The sequence below is a fragment of the Micromonospora sp. NPDC005806 genome (assembly GCF_042871425.1).
Classification (GTDB): Bacteria; Actinomycetota; Actinomycetes; order Mycobacteriales; family Micromonosporaceae; genus Micromonospora.
The window spans coordinates 1-17,324 of sequence record NZ_JBIAIL010000072.1 but is presented as its reverse complement, the minus strand read 5'-3'; the positions used below and the strand labels follow the sequence as shown (position 1 = coordinate 17,324).

General features: G+C 68.9%; 14 protein-coding genes and 1 pseudogene. 8 read left to right on the top strand and 7 right to left on the bottom strand.

The genetic code is table 11. The features are described from left to right. Positions 1-102: 102 nt before the first annotated feature. The 3 genes from ACFYOS_RS35365 to ACFYOS_RS35355 form a co-directional block, all read right to left on the bottom strand. Positions 103-1,194, bottom strand: a complete 1,092-nt coding sequence (locus tag ACFYOS_RS35365) for an IS630 family transposase (protein WP_387151361.1) — start codon at positions 1,192-1,194, stop codon at positions 103-105. A 95-nt stretch (positions 1,195-1,289) separates the two neighbouring features. Beyond that, the gene (locus ACFYOS_RS35360) at positions 1,290-1,544 is read right to left on the bottom strand and encodes a hypothetical protein (protein ID WP_387151359.1); all 255 of its coding nucleotides are present in this window, start codon (positions 1,542-1,544) and stop codon (positions 1,290-1,292) included. Between the two features lie 50 nt (positions 1,545-1,594). Then, the gene (locus ACFYOS_RS35355; RefSeq protein WP_387151357.1) at positions 1,595-2,671 is read right to left on the bottom strand and encodes an integrase core domain-containing protein; all 1,077 of its coding nucleotides are present in this window, start codon (positions 2,669-2,671) and stop codon (positions 1,595-1,597) included. Positions 2,672-2,890: 219 nt separating this feature from the next. Here ACFYOS_RS35355 and ACFYOS_RS35350 point away from each other — a divergent pair, with 219 nt between their 5' ends. Next, positions 2,891-5,629, top strand: coding sequence for a cation-translocating P-type ATPase (locus ACFYOS_RS35350; protein WP_387151354.1), 2,739 nt, complete (start codon positions 2,891-2,893; stop codon positions 5,627-5,629). A gap of 161 nt (positions 5,630-5,790) precedes the next feature. Here ACFYOS_RS35350 and ACFYOS_RS35345 read toward each other — a convergent pair whose 3' ends face one another. After that, a complete protein-coding gene (locus ACFYOS_RS35345) occupies positions 5,791-6,003 on the bottom strand; it encodes a CBS domain-containing protein (protein WP_387151352.1) in 213 nt (70 codons plus the stop codon). 438 nt (positions 6,004-6,441) lie between these two features. Between ACFYOS_RS35345 and ACFYOS_RS35340 the strand changes: the two genes are divergently transcribed. The 3 genes and pseudogenes from ACFYOS_RS35340 to ACFYOS_RS35330 form a co-directional block, all read left to right on the top strand. Further along, on the top strand, positions 6,442-8,196 hold the full coding sequence (locus tag ACFYOS_RS35340) for an NAD(P)H-dependent oxidoreductase subunit E (RefSeq protein ID WP_387151350.1): 1,755 nt from the start codon (positions 6,442-6,444) through the stop codon (positions 8,194-8,196). Continuing rightward, positions 8,197-10,947 (top strand): formate dehydrogenase subunit alpha, encoded by a 2,751-nt coding sequence (gene fdhF, locus ACFYOS_RS35335; RefSeq protein WP_387151347.1) that lies wholly within the window; start codon positions 8,197-8,199, stop codon positions 10,945-10,947. It begins immediately after the preceding gene. 208 nt (positions 10,948-11,155) lie between these two features. Further along, a pseudogene (locus ACFYOS_RS35330) lies at positions 11,156-11,599 on the top strand (FUSC family protein); the annotation flags it as partial. Positions 11,600-12,278: 679 nt separating this feature from the next. On the opposite strand, the gene ACFYOS_RS35325 reads toward ACFYOS_RS35330, so the two are convergent. Both ACFYOS_RS35325 and ACFYOS_RS35320 read right to left on the bottom strand, forming a co-directional pair. Further along, a complete protein-coding gene (locus ACFYOS_RS35325; protein ID WP_387151345.1) occupies positions 12,279-13,679 on the bottom strand; it encodes a rhodanese-like domain-containing protein in 1,401 nt (466 codons plus the stop codon). 123 nt (positions 13,680-13,802) lie between these two features. Then, the gene (locus tag ACFYOS_RS35320) at positions 13,803-14,072 is read right to left on the bottom strand and encodes a metal-sensitive transcriptional regulator (RefSeq protein ID WP_357702583.1); all 270 of its coding nucleotides are present in this window, start codon (positions 14,070-14,072) and stop codon (positions 13,803-13,805) included. A gap of 150 nt (positions 14,073-14,222) precedes the next feature. Here ACFYOS_RS35320 and ACFYOS_RS35315 point away from each other — a divergent pair, with 150 nt between their 5' ends. Both ACFYOS_RS35315 and ACFYOS_RS35310 read left to right on the top strand, forming a co-directional pair. Continuing rightward, positions 14,223-15,425 (top strand): FAD-dependent oxidoreductase, encoded by a 1,203-nt coding sequence (locus ACFYOS_RS35315; protein WP_387151342.1) that lies wholly within the window; start codon positions 14,223-14,225, stop codon positions 15,423-15,425. 77 nt (positions 15,426-15,502) lie between these two features. After that, complete coding sequence (locus tag ACFYOS_RS35310; protein WP_387151340.1) at positions 15,503-15,895, top strand: DUF302 domain-containing protein; 393 nt, start codon at positions 15,503-15,505, stop codon at positions 15,893-15,895. Positions 15,896-16,090: 195 nt separating this feature from the next. Here the strand turns inward: ACFYOS_RS35310 and ACFYOS_RS35305 are convergent, their stop codons facing one another. Beyond that, entirely contained in the window at positions 16,091-16,255 is a 165-nt protein-coding gene (locus ACFYOS_RS35305) for a thioredoxin domain-containing protein (protein WP_387151337.1), read from the bottom strand. A gap of 213 nt (positions 16,256-16,468) precedes the next feature. On the opposite strand from ACFYOS_RS35305, the gene ACFYOS_RS35300 reads away from it, so the two are divergent. Then, complete coding sequence (locus ACFYOS_RS35300; RefSeq protein ID WP_387151335.1) at positions 16,469-16,783, top strand: rhodanese-like domain-containing protein; 315 nt, start codon at positions 16,469-16,471, stop codon at positions 16,781-16,783. Positions 16,784-16,821: 38 nt separating this feature from the next. Beyond that, positions 16,822-17,193, top strand: a complete 372-nt coding sequence (locus tag ACFYOS_RS35295) for a rhodanese-like domain-containing protein (RefSeq protein ID WP_387151333.1) — start codon at positions 16,822-16,824, stop codon at positions 17,191-17,193. The last annotated feature ends 131 nt before the right edge of the window (positions 17,194-17,324 follow it).

The following is a 17,324-nucleotide window of genomic DNA, read 5'->3' as shown; positions in this document are numbered from 1 at the left end:
AGACCCTCAGCAAGTCCCATCCTTCCAGCCCAGAGGGCATTTTCACGTTCTCGACCCACCACCGCCGCCAAGCCTTCATGAAGGCGCGAGGCTAGTGCCCCGTCATGCAGCCTTGAACGGGTAATCGGGGTGGCGGATCTTGGAGCGAGTGGCGAATGCGGATTTCGGTCTGGCGCGCTGGTTGCGCCAGCGGATGTAGTCGCCGATGGCGGCGTCCTGCTCGGCGTGGCTGCGGTGGTCGGTGCCGTTGAGGGCGAAGTAGCGCACGGCAGCGAACTCGGCCTCGATCCAGTTCAGCCAGGACGCGTAGGTCGGCAGGAACACCAGGTCGACCCGGTTGGTCGCGCACCAGGCGCGGACCTCGGGGTGCTTGTGCGGGGAGAAGTTGTCCAGGATCAGGTAGAGGCGCTGGTCGGGCCAGCGGCGGCGCAAGGTCTTGAGGAAGGCCAGGAACTCGCGCCAGCGTTTGCGGTCGCGGATGCGGTAATGCAGCTTCCCGGTGGCCAGGTCCAGAGCGGCGATCATGTGCCGGACGCCCTGGTCGCGGGTGTAGGTGGCCCGCAGCCGCGCCGGCTGTCCCTGGGATCGCCATGCCCGGCCGGGGCGGGGTTGCAGGTTCAGCGGCCCGAACTCGTCGACGCAGAGCACCCGCCCGTCCGCGGGCGGGTGATCGTAGAGGTCCAGGACCCGGCGCATCTTCGACGTGAAGTCGGGGTCGGTGCTGGCCTTCCAGGTCTTGGTGGCCTGCCAGGACACCCCGCGCTCGTGCAGGATCCGCCGGACGGTCTCGACGCTGATCGTCGTGACGTAGCCAGCCTCGATCAGATAGTCGCGCAGCTTCGACAATGACCAGCAGGAGAACGGTTTGCCGAGGAAGCGGGGGTCGCACCGGGCGATGACGCAGATCCAGTCGCGGGTCTGCTCATCGATCCGTCTCGGTGCGCCCCCGCTCCATTTTGGGTCCAGTGCGTCGAACCCCCGTTCGTTGAACGCGTGGATCACGTCCCGGACATAGTCTTCGCTGGTCTTGAGCAGATGAGCGATGTCCGGGGCCGGCTGCCCCTGGGCGGACATCAGCACCACGATCGCCCGCCGCAGCTTCACCGGATCCTTCGCCGTCCGAGTGATCCGCTGCAACCGCTGACCCTCAGCCATCGACACCTGCCGGACGAACACCTCCGGGCGTCTGCCCACCGGCCACCACCTCCCACCGAGAACGATGAGAGCCAGCCTGCCGGACGAGTCCTCAGAACCGACGGATTACACGATCAACGTTCAAAGACGAGGCACTAGCAGCCCGGCTCGCGTGGCGTACTCTGCAACGAGATCCTGGCCTGTCTCGGCGGATCGAGGATTCTCGGGGATAACGGGTCAAAGGTGTTGGCGAGCCCGAAGCCGGCCACCTGCACGGCGGGACGACCGGACGGCTCCCGCTTGACTGTGCGCCCGGCTGCCTCCCGCTCGGCGGCCTGTTCCTCGGTCGGCCGCCGCTTGATCGGCGCCCAGATCTTGAACGCCTTCTCCCCGGCACGCACGTATCGCATATGGGCCTTCCAGCCGGTCGACCCTGTACTGCTCGGAAAGTCGGTCACAGCTACGCGGCCTGGGAGTATTCGTTGATCAGTCCGTTGAGGATCTTCCTGCGGCGCACTCGTGCGGCGGTCATGTCGGCGACCGATGGGGGCGGTGTGTCGGCGGCGTTGGGCGGTTGTTGGTGCCGGGCTTGGTGCGGCCGGTGGTCGTTGTAGTGGGCCACGTACTCCTCGAGGGTGGCCAGTAGGTGACGTTGGTTGTAGATCAGCATCCGGTCGAGGCATTCACGGCGGACCGTGCGTACCCACCGCTCCGCGTACGCGTTCGCCCTCGGCGCCCGAGGCGGAGTGCGCAGGACCTCGATGCTTTCGGTGGTGAAGACGTCGTCGCAGGCGGCGGTGTACTTGCTGTCACGGTCGCGGATCAAGAACCTGAACCGGGCGACTCGGTCGCCGAGATCCAACATCAGGTTCCGGGCCTGCTGAGTGACCCACTCCCCTGTCGGATGCCTCGTGGCGCCGAGAATGTGAACTCGCCGGGTGCCGATCTCCATCAGGAACAGGACGTAGATGCGGGTCAGACCGATCGTGTCCACGTGCAGGAAATCGCAGGCGAGCATGCCTTTGGCCTGGGTGGTCAGGAACTTGGTCCAGGTCGGCCCGTCACGACGCGGAGCCGGGTCGACGCCGGCGGCGGTCAGGATGGTCCACACCGTGCTGGCCGCGACCCGATAGCCAAGCCTGAGCAGTTCGCCCCGCACCCGGCGGTGGCCCCAGGTCGGGTTCTCCCAGGCCAGGCGCAGCACCAGGGCACGGATGTCCGCCCGTATCGAAGGACGCCCGGGTCGTCGTTTCGGGTAGGTCCACTTCCGGGCGACCAGCTCACGGTGCCACCGCAGCAAGGTGGCCGGGGTAACGAAGAACGTCGACCAGCGGGTACGAGGCAGCAGCCGAGACAGGGCTGACAGCACGGCTCGGTCGGTCGGCTCCAGATCCAGGCGTGCGACCTGGCGGCGCAACACCGCGACCTGATGACGCAACACCAGGACTTCGATGTCCTTCGACCGCTCGCCGCGTAAGCACTGCACCACCAGCCGCAGGATCTGACACAGGATCAGGTAGCCGAAGGACAGGAACATGCCCGCCACGATGCCCGGGGACGATTGATCCGCCCCGCACAAAACCGCACTTCAGGGGCCAGAATCAGGTTTCCGAGCGGTACAGGCAGCGCTTAGTGGGCTGCCACCGCCGGAACTGCACTGGTTGCACTCGTCCCCGACGCTCACCGGGCGGGCGGCCACAGGCAAGCCGGGGACGAAACGTGCGCCTCGCGCCTTGCCGTACGGCAGTCTGAGAGCATGGCACGGCAGCCACCACGGGATGCGCGTGAAAGACCCCTGCCGGCCGGGCACGACCCGCGACAGCCGATCGAACAACTTTTCAAAGACCTGAGGACGGGCTTCGACGGGCTGTCAAGCGCGGAGGCGAAACAGCGCCTGGTCGAGTGGGGGCCGAACGAGCTGAGCCGGCAGGGTGGCACCCGGTGGTGGCGGGAGCTGGTCCGGCAGCTTATCCACCCGCTCGCTCTGGTGCTGTGGGTGGCCGCCGGCCTGGCCTGGGTCGCCGGCACGCCGGTACTGGCGGTGGCGATCGTGGCCGTCATCCTGATCAACGCGGTGTTCGCGTTCGCTCAGGAGCGTCACGCCGAGCATGCTGTCGAGGCGCTGAACCGGTATCTGCCCCAGCAGGCCAGCGTCCTGCGGGACCGGCGGCGGCAGCAGGTCGACGCACGGCACCTGGTGCCCGGTGACGTGATATTCATCGCCGAGGGTGAGCAGATCTCCGCTGACGCCCGGCTACTGGACGGGTCGATCGAGGCGGACTTGTCGGCCCTGACCGGCGAGTCGCAACCCGCATACCGCACCGCGGGCGACACCGGCACTCGGGTACCGCCGGTCCAGGCCTCCAATCTGGCGTTCAGCGGGACGGCCTGTCTGGGCGGGGATGCCCGGGCCCTGGTCTACGCCACGGGCATGCGCACCGAGCTGGGGCGCATCGCCGCGCTGTCCCAGCGCGTAGGCCGCGAGGAAAGCCCGCTGGAGAGACAGGTCAAGCGGGTGGCCTGGCTTATCGCAGCGATCGCCGGCATCGCCGGGACGATCTTCTTCCCGATTGGCGTGTGGGCCGCCGGAATGTCGATCTCCGACGCGTTGGCCTTCGCGATTGGTCTCCTCGTCGCCAATGTCCCCGAAGGTCTGCTGCCCACGATCACTCTCGCCCTCGCCGTCGGCGTACGGGGACTCGCCCGGCGCGGGGCTGTTGTCAAGCGGCTCAGCGCAGTGGAGACCCTCGGGTCCACCGCCGTGATCTGTACCGACAAAACGGGGACGATAACCGAGAACAAGATGCGGGTGGTGACGGCCTGGTCTGCCGTAGGTCTCATCGAGGAGGCCGACCTGACGAGTAGGGACCACCCCGCTGTGGTCCGGGACCTCGCGCGGACCGTGGTGCTTTGCAGCAACGCGCGACTCGGGTCCGAGCCGGGCGCCGAGGCGGCCGGTGACTCTACCGAGATCGCGCTGCTGCGGTTCGCCGAGGGGCTCGGCGTCGACACGTCACCGGAGCAGCGCCCACGGTGCCGGCGTGGAGAGTTTCACTTCGACCCCAAACTGCGGCTGATGTCCACCGTTGACATCGACGAGCACGGTATGTGGCTACACACCAAGGGTGCCCCCGAAGCAGTCATCGCCCGCTCCACCGCGATGGTCGAAGCCGACGGGCGGGAGCGGCCCCTGGACGACACGACCCGGCAGCACCTGACGGAGGCCGTGACAGCGCCGGCCGCCAAGGGTATGCGGATCATCGCAGCGGCCCGCCGCCCAGTCTCGGAAGTTCCCGCCAGCCGTGACGAAGCCGAACGTAACCTCTGTTTCCTGGGCTGGGTCGCCATGCTCGACCCCGCCCGCCCGGAGATCACCGGCGCGGTGGCCTGCTGCCACACCGCCGGCATCCGCATCATCATGATCACCGGCGATCACGGGCTGACCGCCGCCGCCATCGCCACCCAAGTCGGCATCACGCAGCCCGACCCGACCGTCGTCAACGGCGACCGCGTCGACGCCATGCCCGACGAGGAACTCAGCGACCTTCTCGTACGCACCCCGGATCTCGTCTTCGCCCGATCCTCACCCGAGGCCAAACTCCGCATCGCCACAGCGCTGCAGAGCACCGGTCACGTCGTGGCCATGACCGGCGACGGTGTCAACGACGCCCCCGCCCTACGCCGAGCTGACATCGGCGTAGCCATGGGACGCGCCGGAACGGACGTCGCCCGCGAGGCCGGCACTCTGGTTCTCACCGACGACAACTTCGCCACCATCGTCGCCGCCGTTCAATCCGGCCGGCAGGTCTACGACAACGTCCGCAAGTTCATCCTGTATATCTTCGCCCACGCCACACCCGAGGTCGTGCCGTTCCTCGTCTTCGCCCTCTCCGGCGGGGCGATCCCACTACCACTGACGGTCATGCAGATCCTCGCCATCGATCTTGGCACCGAAACCCTGCCCGCGCTGGCCCTCGGCCGCGAACCTCCCGAGCCGGGACTCATGAACCGACCACCACGCGCACGTGGCAGCACCATCATCGACCGACACATGCTCGTCAGAGCCTGGGGCTACCTCGGAGTCATCTCCTCCGTCCTCGTCATGGCCGGCTTCTTCCTCACCCTCTACCGGGCCGGCTGGCGACCCGGCGCCCCCACCGGCCCCGGAAGCCCCCTGCACCACGCCTACCGGCAGGCCACCACCATGACCTTCCTCGGCATCGTCGCCTGTCAGGTCGGCACCGCGCTCGCCGCCCGCACCGACCGGGCCTCACTGCGCTCCATCGGGCTGGCAACCAACCGGCTCCTGCTGTGGGGAATCGCGTTCGAACTCGCCTTCGCCGCCGCTATCGTCACCGTGCCCCCGCTACAGGCGATCTTCGGCACCGCCCTGCCCGACCCGCTCATGCTCGCCATCCTGATCGCCTTCCCGGTACTCGTGTGGGCACCGGACGAGCTACGTCGAGCAGTACTACGCCGCAGCCGAAGACGTTGAAGCCAGCTCGCTGTGGTCCCCGTAGGGGCGAACAGTCCGGAAGCATCGTGGCAGTAACAAGCCGCCGAGGACGCCGACAATCCGGAGACGGCCGGGGAAGTCTATCTATTCCGTCTCAAGCGCCGGTCCGCCCCGCGCGGAAAGGGCGTGACCCAGACGCGTTACAGGCTTGGTAGTGCCGAGTAGATCCGGTCCGTGTACTGGGCCACCTTGTGTACCCCGAGGTGGGTGGCGAGGTCCGCTTCGCTGATCATCCCGACCAGGCGGTGGTTCTCGATGACTGGAAGCCGCCGGATCTGGTGTTGCTGCATCAGTCGTAGCACGTCGCCCTCGGTGGCCTGGATGTCGACCCAGACGGGTGTGCCCTGAGCCAAGTCGCGGGCGGTGGTCGTACGCGGGTCGCCCCCTTCAGCGATGCACCGGATGACGATGTCCCGGTCGGTGACGATGCCGTGCAGCGTTGATCGTTACCGCAGATCGGCAGGGAGCCGACCCGCAGATCCCGCATCTTCCGCGCGGGCATCTCGAGGGTCTCGTCCTCCCCGATGCACTACGCGCCGCGGTGCATGATGTCGCCGGCCTTGGCCATCCTCATCCTCCTGGTCACCGAATCTCAATCTTGGATAGTGTCACGGGCGCCCGCCCGCAACGGCGGTTCGGCATCCCCGAGTGGGCGACTCATCAGACATCCGGAGAGCCGCCAGCCGGCCGGTTTCACATCGCCGAGCCGGCCAAGGTGCCTATTTGACCGCGAGTCGTCTCGAAGCGGACGTAGTTTGGCCGCAGAGCAGCGGTGCGCGGGGGGCGGTGCGATGGGTGAGCCGCGGGAGGCGTTCGTCGAGTTGCAGGAGCGCCTGGGCCGTTCGGGAACGCGGATGCTGGATCGGCTTCGGCGGGCGCAGGCCGAGGACGGGCGGGTCGATACCGAGGACCTGGCGCGGGCCGCCGGCGAGTTCGGCTGGCCGGTAGCGGCCGTGACGGGCTCGGCGACCTACTACGCGGACTTCGCCGAGGGCCGGCGGGGCCGGCGCCACGTGCGGGTGTGCGAAGGGACCTCGTGTTTTGTGAGCAGCCAGGGCCAGCACATCGAGCGGCTGGAGCGGGCGCTGGGCGTGCGCCTGGGTGAGTGCGCGGCGGACGGGTCGGTGTCGCTGCAGGGTGTCCGGTGCCTCGGGTACTGCTATGACTCGCCGGCGGTCCTCGACGGGGAGCGGCCGGGTAGCGGTGAGACCCTCGGTGGGCTGTTCGGTGACCCGCTGGCCGCGCAGCGGCGGACGAGGCCCGGTTGGGTCGAGCCGTTGAAGATGGGTGCGGCGGAGATCCCGTACGCGAGCGCGGTCGACCGGCCGGTGGTGCTGGCCGGGCTGATCGGTGGCGAGGAACCGTGGGCGGTGTGGCCCAGCGCGGTGGTGGCCGGTTCCCGCGACAAGATCATGGCCGAGATCGCGACGTCAGGCTTGCGCGGGCGGGGCGGGGCCGGTTTCCCCGTGGCGAAGAAATGGTCGGCGACTGCCGGTGAACCCGCGCCCCGGTACGTGGTGGGCAACGGCGACGAGGGTGATCCCGGCTCGTACGGGGATCGGCTGCTGATGGAGCGGGATCCGCATCGGATCCTGGAGGGCCTGGCGCTGGCCGGTTTCGCGGTGGGCGCGCGGCACGGGCTGGTCCTCGTGCGGTCGGAGTACCCGACGGCCGCCGATCGGCTGCGTGCGGCGGTGACGCAGGCGCGCGAGGCCGGTCACCTGGGCGAGCGGGTGCACGGCTCGCCGGTCGACTTCGACGTGGAGATCGTGGTGGGCGCCGGCTCGTACGTGGCCGGGGAGGAGACGGCGTTGCTGCACGCCCTGGCCGGGCTGCGGGCGGCCGTGCGGGCGCGGCCCCCGTACCCGACCAGCCACGGCTTCCTGGGACGGCCGACCGCGGTCAACAACGTGGAGACCCTGGCGTCCGTACCGTGGATCGTGCGGCACGGTGGGGCGGCCTACGCCCGGCTGGGCCACCCGGACGAACCCGGCACCAAGCTGGTCTGCCTGAGCCAGCGGTTCCGCCGGCCCGGGGCGTACGAGGTGGAGTTCGGCGTGCCGCTGCGGCACCTCGTGAACGATCTCGGCGGCGGGCTGCGGGAACCGTACCAGCTACGCGCGCTGCAGGTCGGCGGCCCGCTCGGCGGCTTCCTCACCCCCGGCCAGCTCGACCTGCCGCTGCTGACCCGACCGCTTGCGGAGGCCGGCGCCGCGCTGGGACACGCCAGCCTCGTCGCGGTCGACTCGACCGTGCCGGCCGCCGCGATCCTGCGGCACGCCTGGGCGTTCGGGGCGGCGGAGAGCTGCGGAGCCTGCACACCGTGCCGGGTGGGTGCCCGGCGGGGCCTTGAACTTGCCGAGCGGCTCCGGGAACCCGCCCAGGCCGCGGCGGCGCTCGCCGACCACGATCCACTGCTAGAGGTGCTGAATGTGGCGAGCCTGTGTGCGTTCGGGCGTGGGGTGGCCTGCGTGGTGCGCAGCCTGCTGCGGGTGTACTCCGACGAGCTGCACCAGGCGGGCCCCACCAGCAAGGGGGGCGAATAGATGCGGTTGTCGGTCGACGGTATCGGCGTCGAGGTGGCCGCGGGGGCGACCGTGCTTGATGCCGTACGGGCGGCGGGGGCGGTGGTGCCGACCCTCTGCTACGACGAGCGGCTCACCCCGCAGGGATCGTGCCGGGTCTGCCTGGTGGGCGTACGGGGGCGGGCGATGCCGGCCTGCACCACACCCGCCGCAGCCGGCATGGAGATACAGACCGACGATGAGACCGCCCGCAGGGCGGCACGGCTCGCCCTGGAACTGCTCGTCTCCCAACTGCCCGCGCGAGCGCTCGACACCCCCGCCGAGCGCAGCGAGCTGGTGCGCGCCTGCCGGCACTTCGGCCTGACCGCAACCCGGTTCGACGGCGCGACGCGGAACGCAGGCGTCGACCACTCCCACCCGTACGTGAAACTCGACCGGGACCTGTGCATCGCCTGCAACCGGTGCGTACGCATGTGCGCCGAGGTGCAGGGCACGTTCGCGCTCTCCCTAGCTGGGCGCGGGTTCGACACCGTCGTCGCGGCCGGCACCGGCGGGCCGTGGGTGTCGTCCCCGTGTGTAGCGTGCGGCGGCTGCGTCGACACCTGCCCGAGCGGGGCGCTGTCGGAGCCGGGGCTGGCCGACCCACGCCCGATCAGCCGAACGACCACCACCACCTGCGGGTACTGCGGCGTGGGCTGCAGCCTGCGGGTCCACGTACGCGACGCGGCCGTCGCCGCGATCACCCCCGTGCACGACGGCCCGGTCAACCGTGGCCACGCCTGCGTCAAGGGCCGCTTCGCGCACGCGTTCACCCGGTCCCGGGACCGGCTGACCACCCCGCTGGTCCGCGACGACCGGGATTCACCGCTGCGGCCCGCGTCCTGGCAGGAGGCCCTCACCGTCGCCGCGACCCGGCTGGCGGCCATCCGCGACCGCCACGGGCCCGACGCCATCGGCATGATCTCCTCGGCACGGGCGACCAACGAGGAGAACTACCTCGCCCAGAAGTTCGCCCGCGTCGTGCTCGGCACCAACAACGTCGACAACTGCTCCCGGCTGTGCCACGCCCCGTCCGCGGTCGGGCTGGCCGCCTCGTTCGGCTACGCCGGCGGCACCAACAGCGTCGACGACCTCGACCACACCGACTGCATCCTGATCGCCGGGGCGAACCCGACCGAGGCCCACCCGGTCATCGGGGCCCGGATCAAACAGCTGGTGCTACACGGCGCACGGCTCATCGTCATCGACCCCCGCCGCATCGACCTCGCCGAAATGGCCGACGTGCACGTCCAGGCCAGACCCGGGTCCAACGTCGCCGTCTTCAACGGCATCGCCCGGGTGCTGCTCGACGAGGGATACACCGACGAGGACTTCCTCCGCACCCGGGCCAGCGGGCTCGCCGAACTCACCGCGTTGCTGGCCGACTATCCGCCCGACCACGCGGCACGCCTCGCCGGCGTTACGCCCGAGACGCTGATCGAGGCGGCCCGCCTGTACGGCCGCGCCCAACGCCCGGCGATCGTCTACGGCCTCGGCATCACCGAGCACGCCCACGGCACCGACGGCGTACGCACCCTGTCAAACCTCGCCATCCTCAAAGGCGCGGTCGGCACCCCCGGCTGCTGCGGCGTGCTGTCCATGCGCGGCCAGAACAACGTCCAAGGCGCCTCCGACATGGGCGCACTGCCGGACATGCTCCCCGGCTACCAGCGCGTCACCGACCCCGAGGTCCGCACACGATTCAACCGAGCCTGGCAGGCGGAGGTGCCCGCCCGGCCCGGGCTGCGCATCCTGGACATGTTCGCCTCCGCGATCGCCGGCCGTGTACGCGCGATGTACGTCATCGGCGAGGACATCGCGCAGACCGATCCGGACAGCGGCAACGTGCGCCGGGCACTGGCCGCCTGCGACCTCGTCATCAACCACGACGTGTTCCTCTCCACCACCGCCGAACACGCCGACGTGGTGTTCCCTGCAGTGCCCTTCCTCGAGAAGGACGGCACCTTCGTCAACTTCGATCGCCGGGTCCAGCGGGTCCGCCCCGCGCTGGACCCACCTGGACAGGCCCGCAGCGACTTCGACATCCTGCACCTGCTCGCCCGCGCGATGGGCGCCGACCTCGGTTGCCACACCCCCTCCGACGCGATGGCCGAATGCGCCGCGCTCACCCCGACATTCGCCGGTATCTCACACGCCCGGCTCGATCGGGACGGACCGCTGCACTGGCCGTGCCACAGCACGGACCAACCCGGCGAGGGACGCCTCTACCTGGACTCGTTCGCCGCCCCCGACGGCCGCGCAGCACTCGCCGCGCGGCCGTACCTGCCGCCAGGCGAGCAACCCGACACCAGCTTCCCGTACGTCCTGATCACCGGGCGTCGGCTGGTGCACTACAACAGCGGATCGATGAGCCGTCGCACCCCCAACCACCGGCTCCGCCCCCACGAAGTCCTCGACCTGCACCCCGACGACGCCGCCCGCCTCGGACTAGCTGACGGCGACCTCGTCCAAGTGGCCAGCCGCCGGGCAACAGTGACCTACCCCGTTCACCTGACCGACACAGTCACCCCCGGCCAGATGTTCACCGCCTTCAACTTCCCCGACACTCCCACCAACGCCCTCACCTCCGGCGCCACCGACACCGAAACAGGCTGCCCCGAATACAAGATCACCGCGGTCTCCGTGAGCCCAGTCAGAGCCGGACGCCGAGCGGAAAGCCTCGCGGGCGTGCCCAGCCGGCCGGCAAGGAATCCCGGACGAGGCCGGCAGTGAACGCGGCTGTCCCAGTGAACACAAACGCAGGTACAAGACGCCGGAGTAGAAGCCCGGCGTAGCCGAGGGTGAGGATTTCCCGGTCGACGCGGGCGGACGCAACAGATTAAGGATCTCGAACACACTGGCGTACGAGGATCTCGTCGGATAGCCGATTGCCTATCGGAGGTGAGACGTGCGTAGCCGCGATCGGGATGTGCGGCCAGAGATGGTGCGGCGAGAAAGCCGGGAGGCTTACGAGCGGCTTCGCACCTATTTCATCGTCGCGGTCCAGGCGGGAGCGGCGGCCGGTCTGTCCTGGTTCATCGCGGACGACGTGCTGCACAATCCGCAGGCGTTGTTTGCACCCGCAGCCTCGATCGGCACGATCGCGGCTGCCCTTGGCAATCGGATCAGGCGAGCGGTGGAACTCGTCGCCGGGGTGATCGTTGGGGTGTTGGCCGGGCAGTTGATCATCCAGTTGATCGGGACAGGACCGATACAGACCGCCCTGATCGTGGCATTCGCGATCTCGTCTGCAGCCGTGATTCGCGGGGGCGGCGCCGTCATGGTGCACGCAGGAAGCACCGCCGTACTGCTGGGAACCCTGTCTGCGGAGCCCTCACACCTGGCTGCGGCGCGGACCGTAAACGGCTTGATCGGAGGGCTGACGGCCATCGCCGTGGCGCTGCTGATCCTGCCGGCCAACCCCGTGCGGGTCGTACACCGGTCTGCCGGTCCGACGCTGGACATCTTCGCCCGTGATCTCACGGCTGCCGCTCAGGCGTTGGCGCAGCGTGACGTTCAACAGGCCGAGGGCGCCTTGCAGCGCTTGGTTGCGGCAGAGCAGGAAAGAAACAAGTCGATCGAGATGGTGGCTGCGGCGTCTGAGATCGCGGTTCTCTCACCCTGGCGGTGGCGGCGGTTGAGCATCCTGCGCCGGTACCAGCACGCCTCCAAGCACCTCCAATTCGCCTACTCCAACAGTCGGGAGATGGCGCATTGGATCGTATCGACAGTACGGCAGCGTGAGCCGATACCGGCCCGCCTTCCAGCGTCGATCGAGCACCTCGGCCAGACGGTGCGGCTGCTACATCGCGACTTCCTCGCCGGCCGAGAGCCTGACCATGCGCCCGCGCGGGCGCAACAGGCCATAGCGGAGATCAACCAGGCCTGCGCCGAAGAGATCGGGTTCTGCGGGATGGTCCTCGTTTCGCGGCTGCGCCTTGCGGTCAGCGAAGTGCTTCAAGCGAACGGTTTCGGAATTGCTCATTTCTCCTCGTTCCGGGATGGATTGCTGATGATGTGGCAGGGTCGCCAGGACGGCGCTAGCGCCGTGCTCACAGGCGGGATCAGGCATCGCTGGCCATGGCGACGCCGGCCGCCTCGGCCTGGTCGAACTTGTCGTCAATCACGACGACCTCGCGGCCGGCGTTCGCCAGCAGCGACGCGGCGGCGGTGGCGCGGTAGCCAGAGCCGCAATGAACCCAGACGGCGCCGGCGGGTACGTCGGTGAGCCGCTTGGGCAGGTCGGGCAGCGGGATGTGCACGGCGCCGTCAATGTGGTTGGTGCGCCACTCGTTGGTCATGCGCACGTCGAGGACCACGTCCGCGGCGGGTAGGCCGGCGGGGGCGTTGCCCGCGCGAGCGGCCGCCAGAGCCGGGAAGTCGCTCAATCGCAGCTGCCGCAGTTCCTCCGGCCCGGTCACCCACTGCTCCGGCTGGCCGGTGGCCTGCGCGGCGGGCCGGTCGATGCCGATGCGGACCAGCTCACGCTGGGCGTCGGCGACCTGCTCCGGCGTCTCGGCCAGCAGGGTGATCGGTACGCTCCAGTCGATCATCCAACCCAGCCAGGTCGACATCGGGCCGTCGAGTCCGAGGCTGACGGTGCCGGCCACGTGGGAGGTGGCGTACGCCTTGCGATGCCGCAGGTCCACGACCCACTGGCCGTTGGCGATCCGCTCGCGCAACTGCGCGGAGTCGCCCCGGGTGACCGGCGTGAGGTCGACCGGCGCGGGGCCGGCGAAGTTGGCCACGCCCATGTGGGCGTAGTACGCCGGGTAGGCACCGAGACCGGCGAGGGTCTCGGTCACGAACTCGTCAGCGGCCAGCTTGAGAACGGGGTTGGCCAGCTTCTCGCGGCCGATGGTCGACTCGGGCGCGTTGGACTGGCTGGCGGAGCAGAAGCTGCCGAACCCGTGGGTGGGCCACACCTCCGCGCCGTCGGGCAGCAGGTCGGCCAGCCGCTCGGCCGAGGCGTGCTGGTGATGCGCAAGCTCGTGGGCGTGCTCCTGGCCGAGCAGATCCGTACGCCCAGTGGTCCCGAAGAGCAGCGAGCCGCCGGTGAAGACGCCGGCCGCCTGCCAACCGCCCTCGGTCGACTCATCGAGGACGTAGGACAGGTGGTGGAAGGTGTGACCCGGCGTGGCGATCACCCGCAGCTGCATGGAGTCGGACACGGCAACCTGGTCGCCGTCGGAGACCGCCATGCGATCGAAATCGACCTCGTCGGCCGCGGCCACGAGGTAGTGCGCCCCGGTCAGCCGGGCCAGTTCCAGTCCGCCGGAGACGTAGTCGTTGTGGATGTGCGTCTCCACGACATGGGTGATGCGCACCCCCGTCTCGCCGGCGAGGTACAGGATCCGGTCGATGTCGCGCTGGGGGTCGACCACGACGCCTACCTGCCCGTCGGAGGCCAGGTAGCTGCGGTCGCCCAGGGACGACGTCGCGATGACAGAAACCTCAAGTGCCATTTGCCGTACTCCTTCCAAAACTCTACATACCCGGGGGGGTATAGTCGAGACAGACTTGTCCCTTGTTCGTGTGGGACGGTTAGCCACCCACGCCGCACGGACGCGGCGTGGGTGCCAGTTGCGTCAGGCGAGAGCCAGGAAGAGCTTCTCCAGCTCCTCCTCGGTCATCTCCGGGGTCTCGCCACGCTCACGCGCGGCGTTGCAGTGCCGCATCCCGGACGCGATGATCTTGTAGCCCGCCCGGTCGATGGCCTTGGACACCGCAGCGAGTTGCGTCAGCGCTTCGCGGCAGTCCTGGCCGCTCTCCATCATCTCGATGACGGCGTTCAGCTGCCCCCGGGCCCGCTTCAGCCGGGTCAGGGCCTCGCCGGTCATGTCAGGTCGAAGTTTCATCACGCCACCTTTCGCGCTCCACCATACCCCGGGGGGTAAAGTCGTACCAGGGGATACCCCCACGGGTATGCTGAACCGTGAAGGTCGCCGATGCATTCCACGCCGCCAGGCGGGCACCCGGCGCCCGCTCTTTCCTTCTTGGGAGGTTCCATGATTACGATCCGGCGTCATCAGGTGGTCATCGTCGGCGGCGGCACCGCTGGCATCAGCGTTGCGGCGCGGCTGCGGCGCAACGGCCTCACCGACATCGCCCTGATCGAGCCCTCGAAATACCACTACTACCAGCCACTCTGGACGATCGTCGGGGCCGGACTGGCCAAGGCGAGCGAAACCGTACGCCCCGAACAGAAGGTGATCCCGAAGGGTGTGAGATGGATCCGCGACCGGGCGACCGGCATCGACCCGGACAACCGGAGCGTCACGCTCGCCGGCGGCGAGGTCATCGGCTACGAGCAGCTCGTCATGGCTCCCGGCCTCCAGCTCGACTTCACCGCGGTGCCCGGTCTCGCCGAATCCGTCGGCCGTAACGGGGTTTCCAGCAACTACCGGTACGACCTCGCCCCGCGTACCTGGGAGTTCATCCAGCGGGTTCGTGGCGGCACGGCCGTCTTCACGATGCCGGCCGGTCCCATCAAGTGCGGCGGAGCTCCGCAGAAGATCGCCTACCTCGCGGTTGACTGGTGGCGCCGGCAGGGACTCCTGGACGCGACCCGGATCATCATGGTGCTGCCCACACCGACCATCTTCAGCCAGCCCGATTGGGCGAAGGCGCTCGACAAGATCGTCGCCGACTACGGCATCGAGGTCCGGTACCAGTCGCAACTGCACGAGGTCGACGGCGACAACAGACGTGCCGTCATCCTCGACAACCGTTCGGGCAGCAAGGAGACCATCGACTTCGACCTGCTGCACGCCGTACCGCCGCAGAGCGCTCCCGACTGGCTGAAGCACAGCCCCCTGGCCGATCCCGCGAGTCCCTTCGGCTACCTGGAGGTCGACCAGTACATGCTCCAGAGCAAGCGCTGGCCGGACGTGTTCGCCCTCGGCGACGTGGCGAACCTGCCCACGTCGAAAACGGGTGCCGCGATCCGCAAACAGGCGCCGGTGGTGGTGACCAACCTGCTCGCCGCCCGCCGCAACGCGCCCCTGCCTGCCCATTACGACGGCTACACCTCCTGCCCGGTGGTCACCGCACACAACCGGATGCTGCTGGCCGAGTTCGACTACCAGCTCAAGCCGAAGCCGAGCTTCCCGTTCATTGACACGATGAAGCCGCGACATGACATGTGGCTGCTCAAGCGCTACGGGCTCCCGGCGATGTACTGGCACGGCATGTTGCGGGGCCTGGCCTGACCGCCCCCGCGGCTTCGCCGAATCACCCACGCCGGTCTGCTGTTACCGGCACGATCTGGACTGAGGGAGAGATGAGCATGAGCTACGCGATGACCGTCCGGCTGTCCGCCGGATTCGCCCCGACTGTCGAGCGGGTTCGGGCCGCACTGAAGGAACAGGGTTTCGGCGTCCTCACCGAGATCGACCTGCGTTCGACGCTGCGGGAGAAGCTCGGCGTCGAGCTCGAGGAGTACATCGTGCTCGGCGCGTGCAACCCGCCCTTGGCGCACCGTGCGCTGGAGGCGGACCGCGCCATCGGCCTGCTCCTGCCGTGCAACGTGGTGGTTCGCTCCGACGGGCCGGACGTCACCCTGGTGCAGGCGCTCGATCCGCAGGTGATGGTGCAGATGAGCGAGGCGCCTGAGCTGCGTGAGGTCGCCGACGAGGCGACCCAGCGACTGCGGGCTGCGCTCGACGCGCTCTCGGGCTGAGAGCCGACAGGGGTGCGGGCGGTGCCCGCACCCCTGTGTCGTCGCTCTTCGTGTCTGCGGCTGGCCGGCTGCCCGGAGATCTTCGCTCGCACCTCGTCCATGTCGAGGTAGCGCACCGCCTGCATCACCTGTTCCGCCACCGCAGGCGGGTGGCGAACCGGGTTGCGAGAAGACCAGCACACGTCACGAAACGCGTCAGAGTCGGATCGAGGTTATCCGGGCGGCGGCGGCCAGTGCGGGCTCCGTTTTCGGTGTCGATCTTGCCGAACACAATGTCCATGCTTCTCGCTGTCCCCGGAACACGGGCGCGAAGCTGCGGCACGAGCCGCACCACTCTGCGCAGAAGCCCACGAACACCATCCCGTCACTGGTGACAGCCCTGCTTCAAGTCTCACTGCGACAAAGCAGCGCTCGCCACGGAGACCTCTTCACGACTGCCGCCAACGACCGTGGACGCCGTACCCCTGGGGTGTGTTCCCCTGGCGCCGCCCGAGGTGAGCTGGCGGGGGTGCAGGTCGGTGCGCTATGGTCACTGATATACCCCCGGGGGTATCTAGCCAAAGGAGTAGAGCTATGCGAGAGGTCGACATCAGGACCTTCGCCGCCGCCCACGCCGACGGGGCGACGGTGATCGACGTACGGGAACCCGTCGAGTACGTCGGCGGCCATGTCCCCGGCGCCCGGTGCATCCCGCTGGGCCACTTGCCCGCAAGCACCAGAGACCTGCCCCGCACCGGCACGGTGTACGCGATCTGTGCCAGTGGCAACCGCAGTCAGGTGGCCGTCGAGCTCCTCGAACGTGCCGGGATCGACGCCCGGTCGGTCGCCGGGGGCACGACAGCCTGGGTTCGCGCCGGGCACCCCGTGACCCAGGGCAGCCGGGCCTGACAACTAGCCGGGGGACCATCGACGAAACTGGAGGCCACATGAACACAGGCGGCTTCTTCCGGAAACTGTTCAACAGCCAGATCCCCTCCATCGGACCACATGAGGCGGCGGCACTGGTCGCCTCCGGTGCACTGCTGATCGACGTACGCGAGCCGGCCGAGTGGCGCGCCGGTCACGCCCCCCGGGCGCGGCACATCCCGCTCAGCCAACTCGCGGACCGGTTGTCGGAGGTCCCGGCAGACCGGCCAGTTGTCACCGTCTGCCGTTCCGGCGCGCGTTCCCGCCAAGCGGCGACACTGCTCGCCCGCAAGGGCCGTCGGGTACACAACCTGGCGGGCGGCATGCGGGCCTGGGTGGACGCCGGTATGACATTGCAGGCGAAAGGCGGCCGGCCGGGTCGGCTGGCCTGACCCGGCGCCCCCGAGGGTCGACGGTCCCGGAAGGGTGGGACCTTCGGCTCGGAATATACCCCCCCGGGTATGCGCTATCGTGAGTGCATCGCCAGTCATCACTGCGAAGGAGTTCGGCACGATGTTGTTCA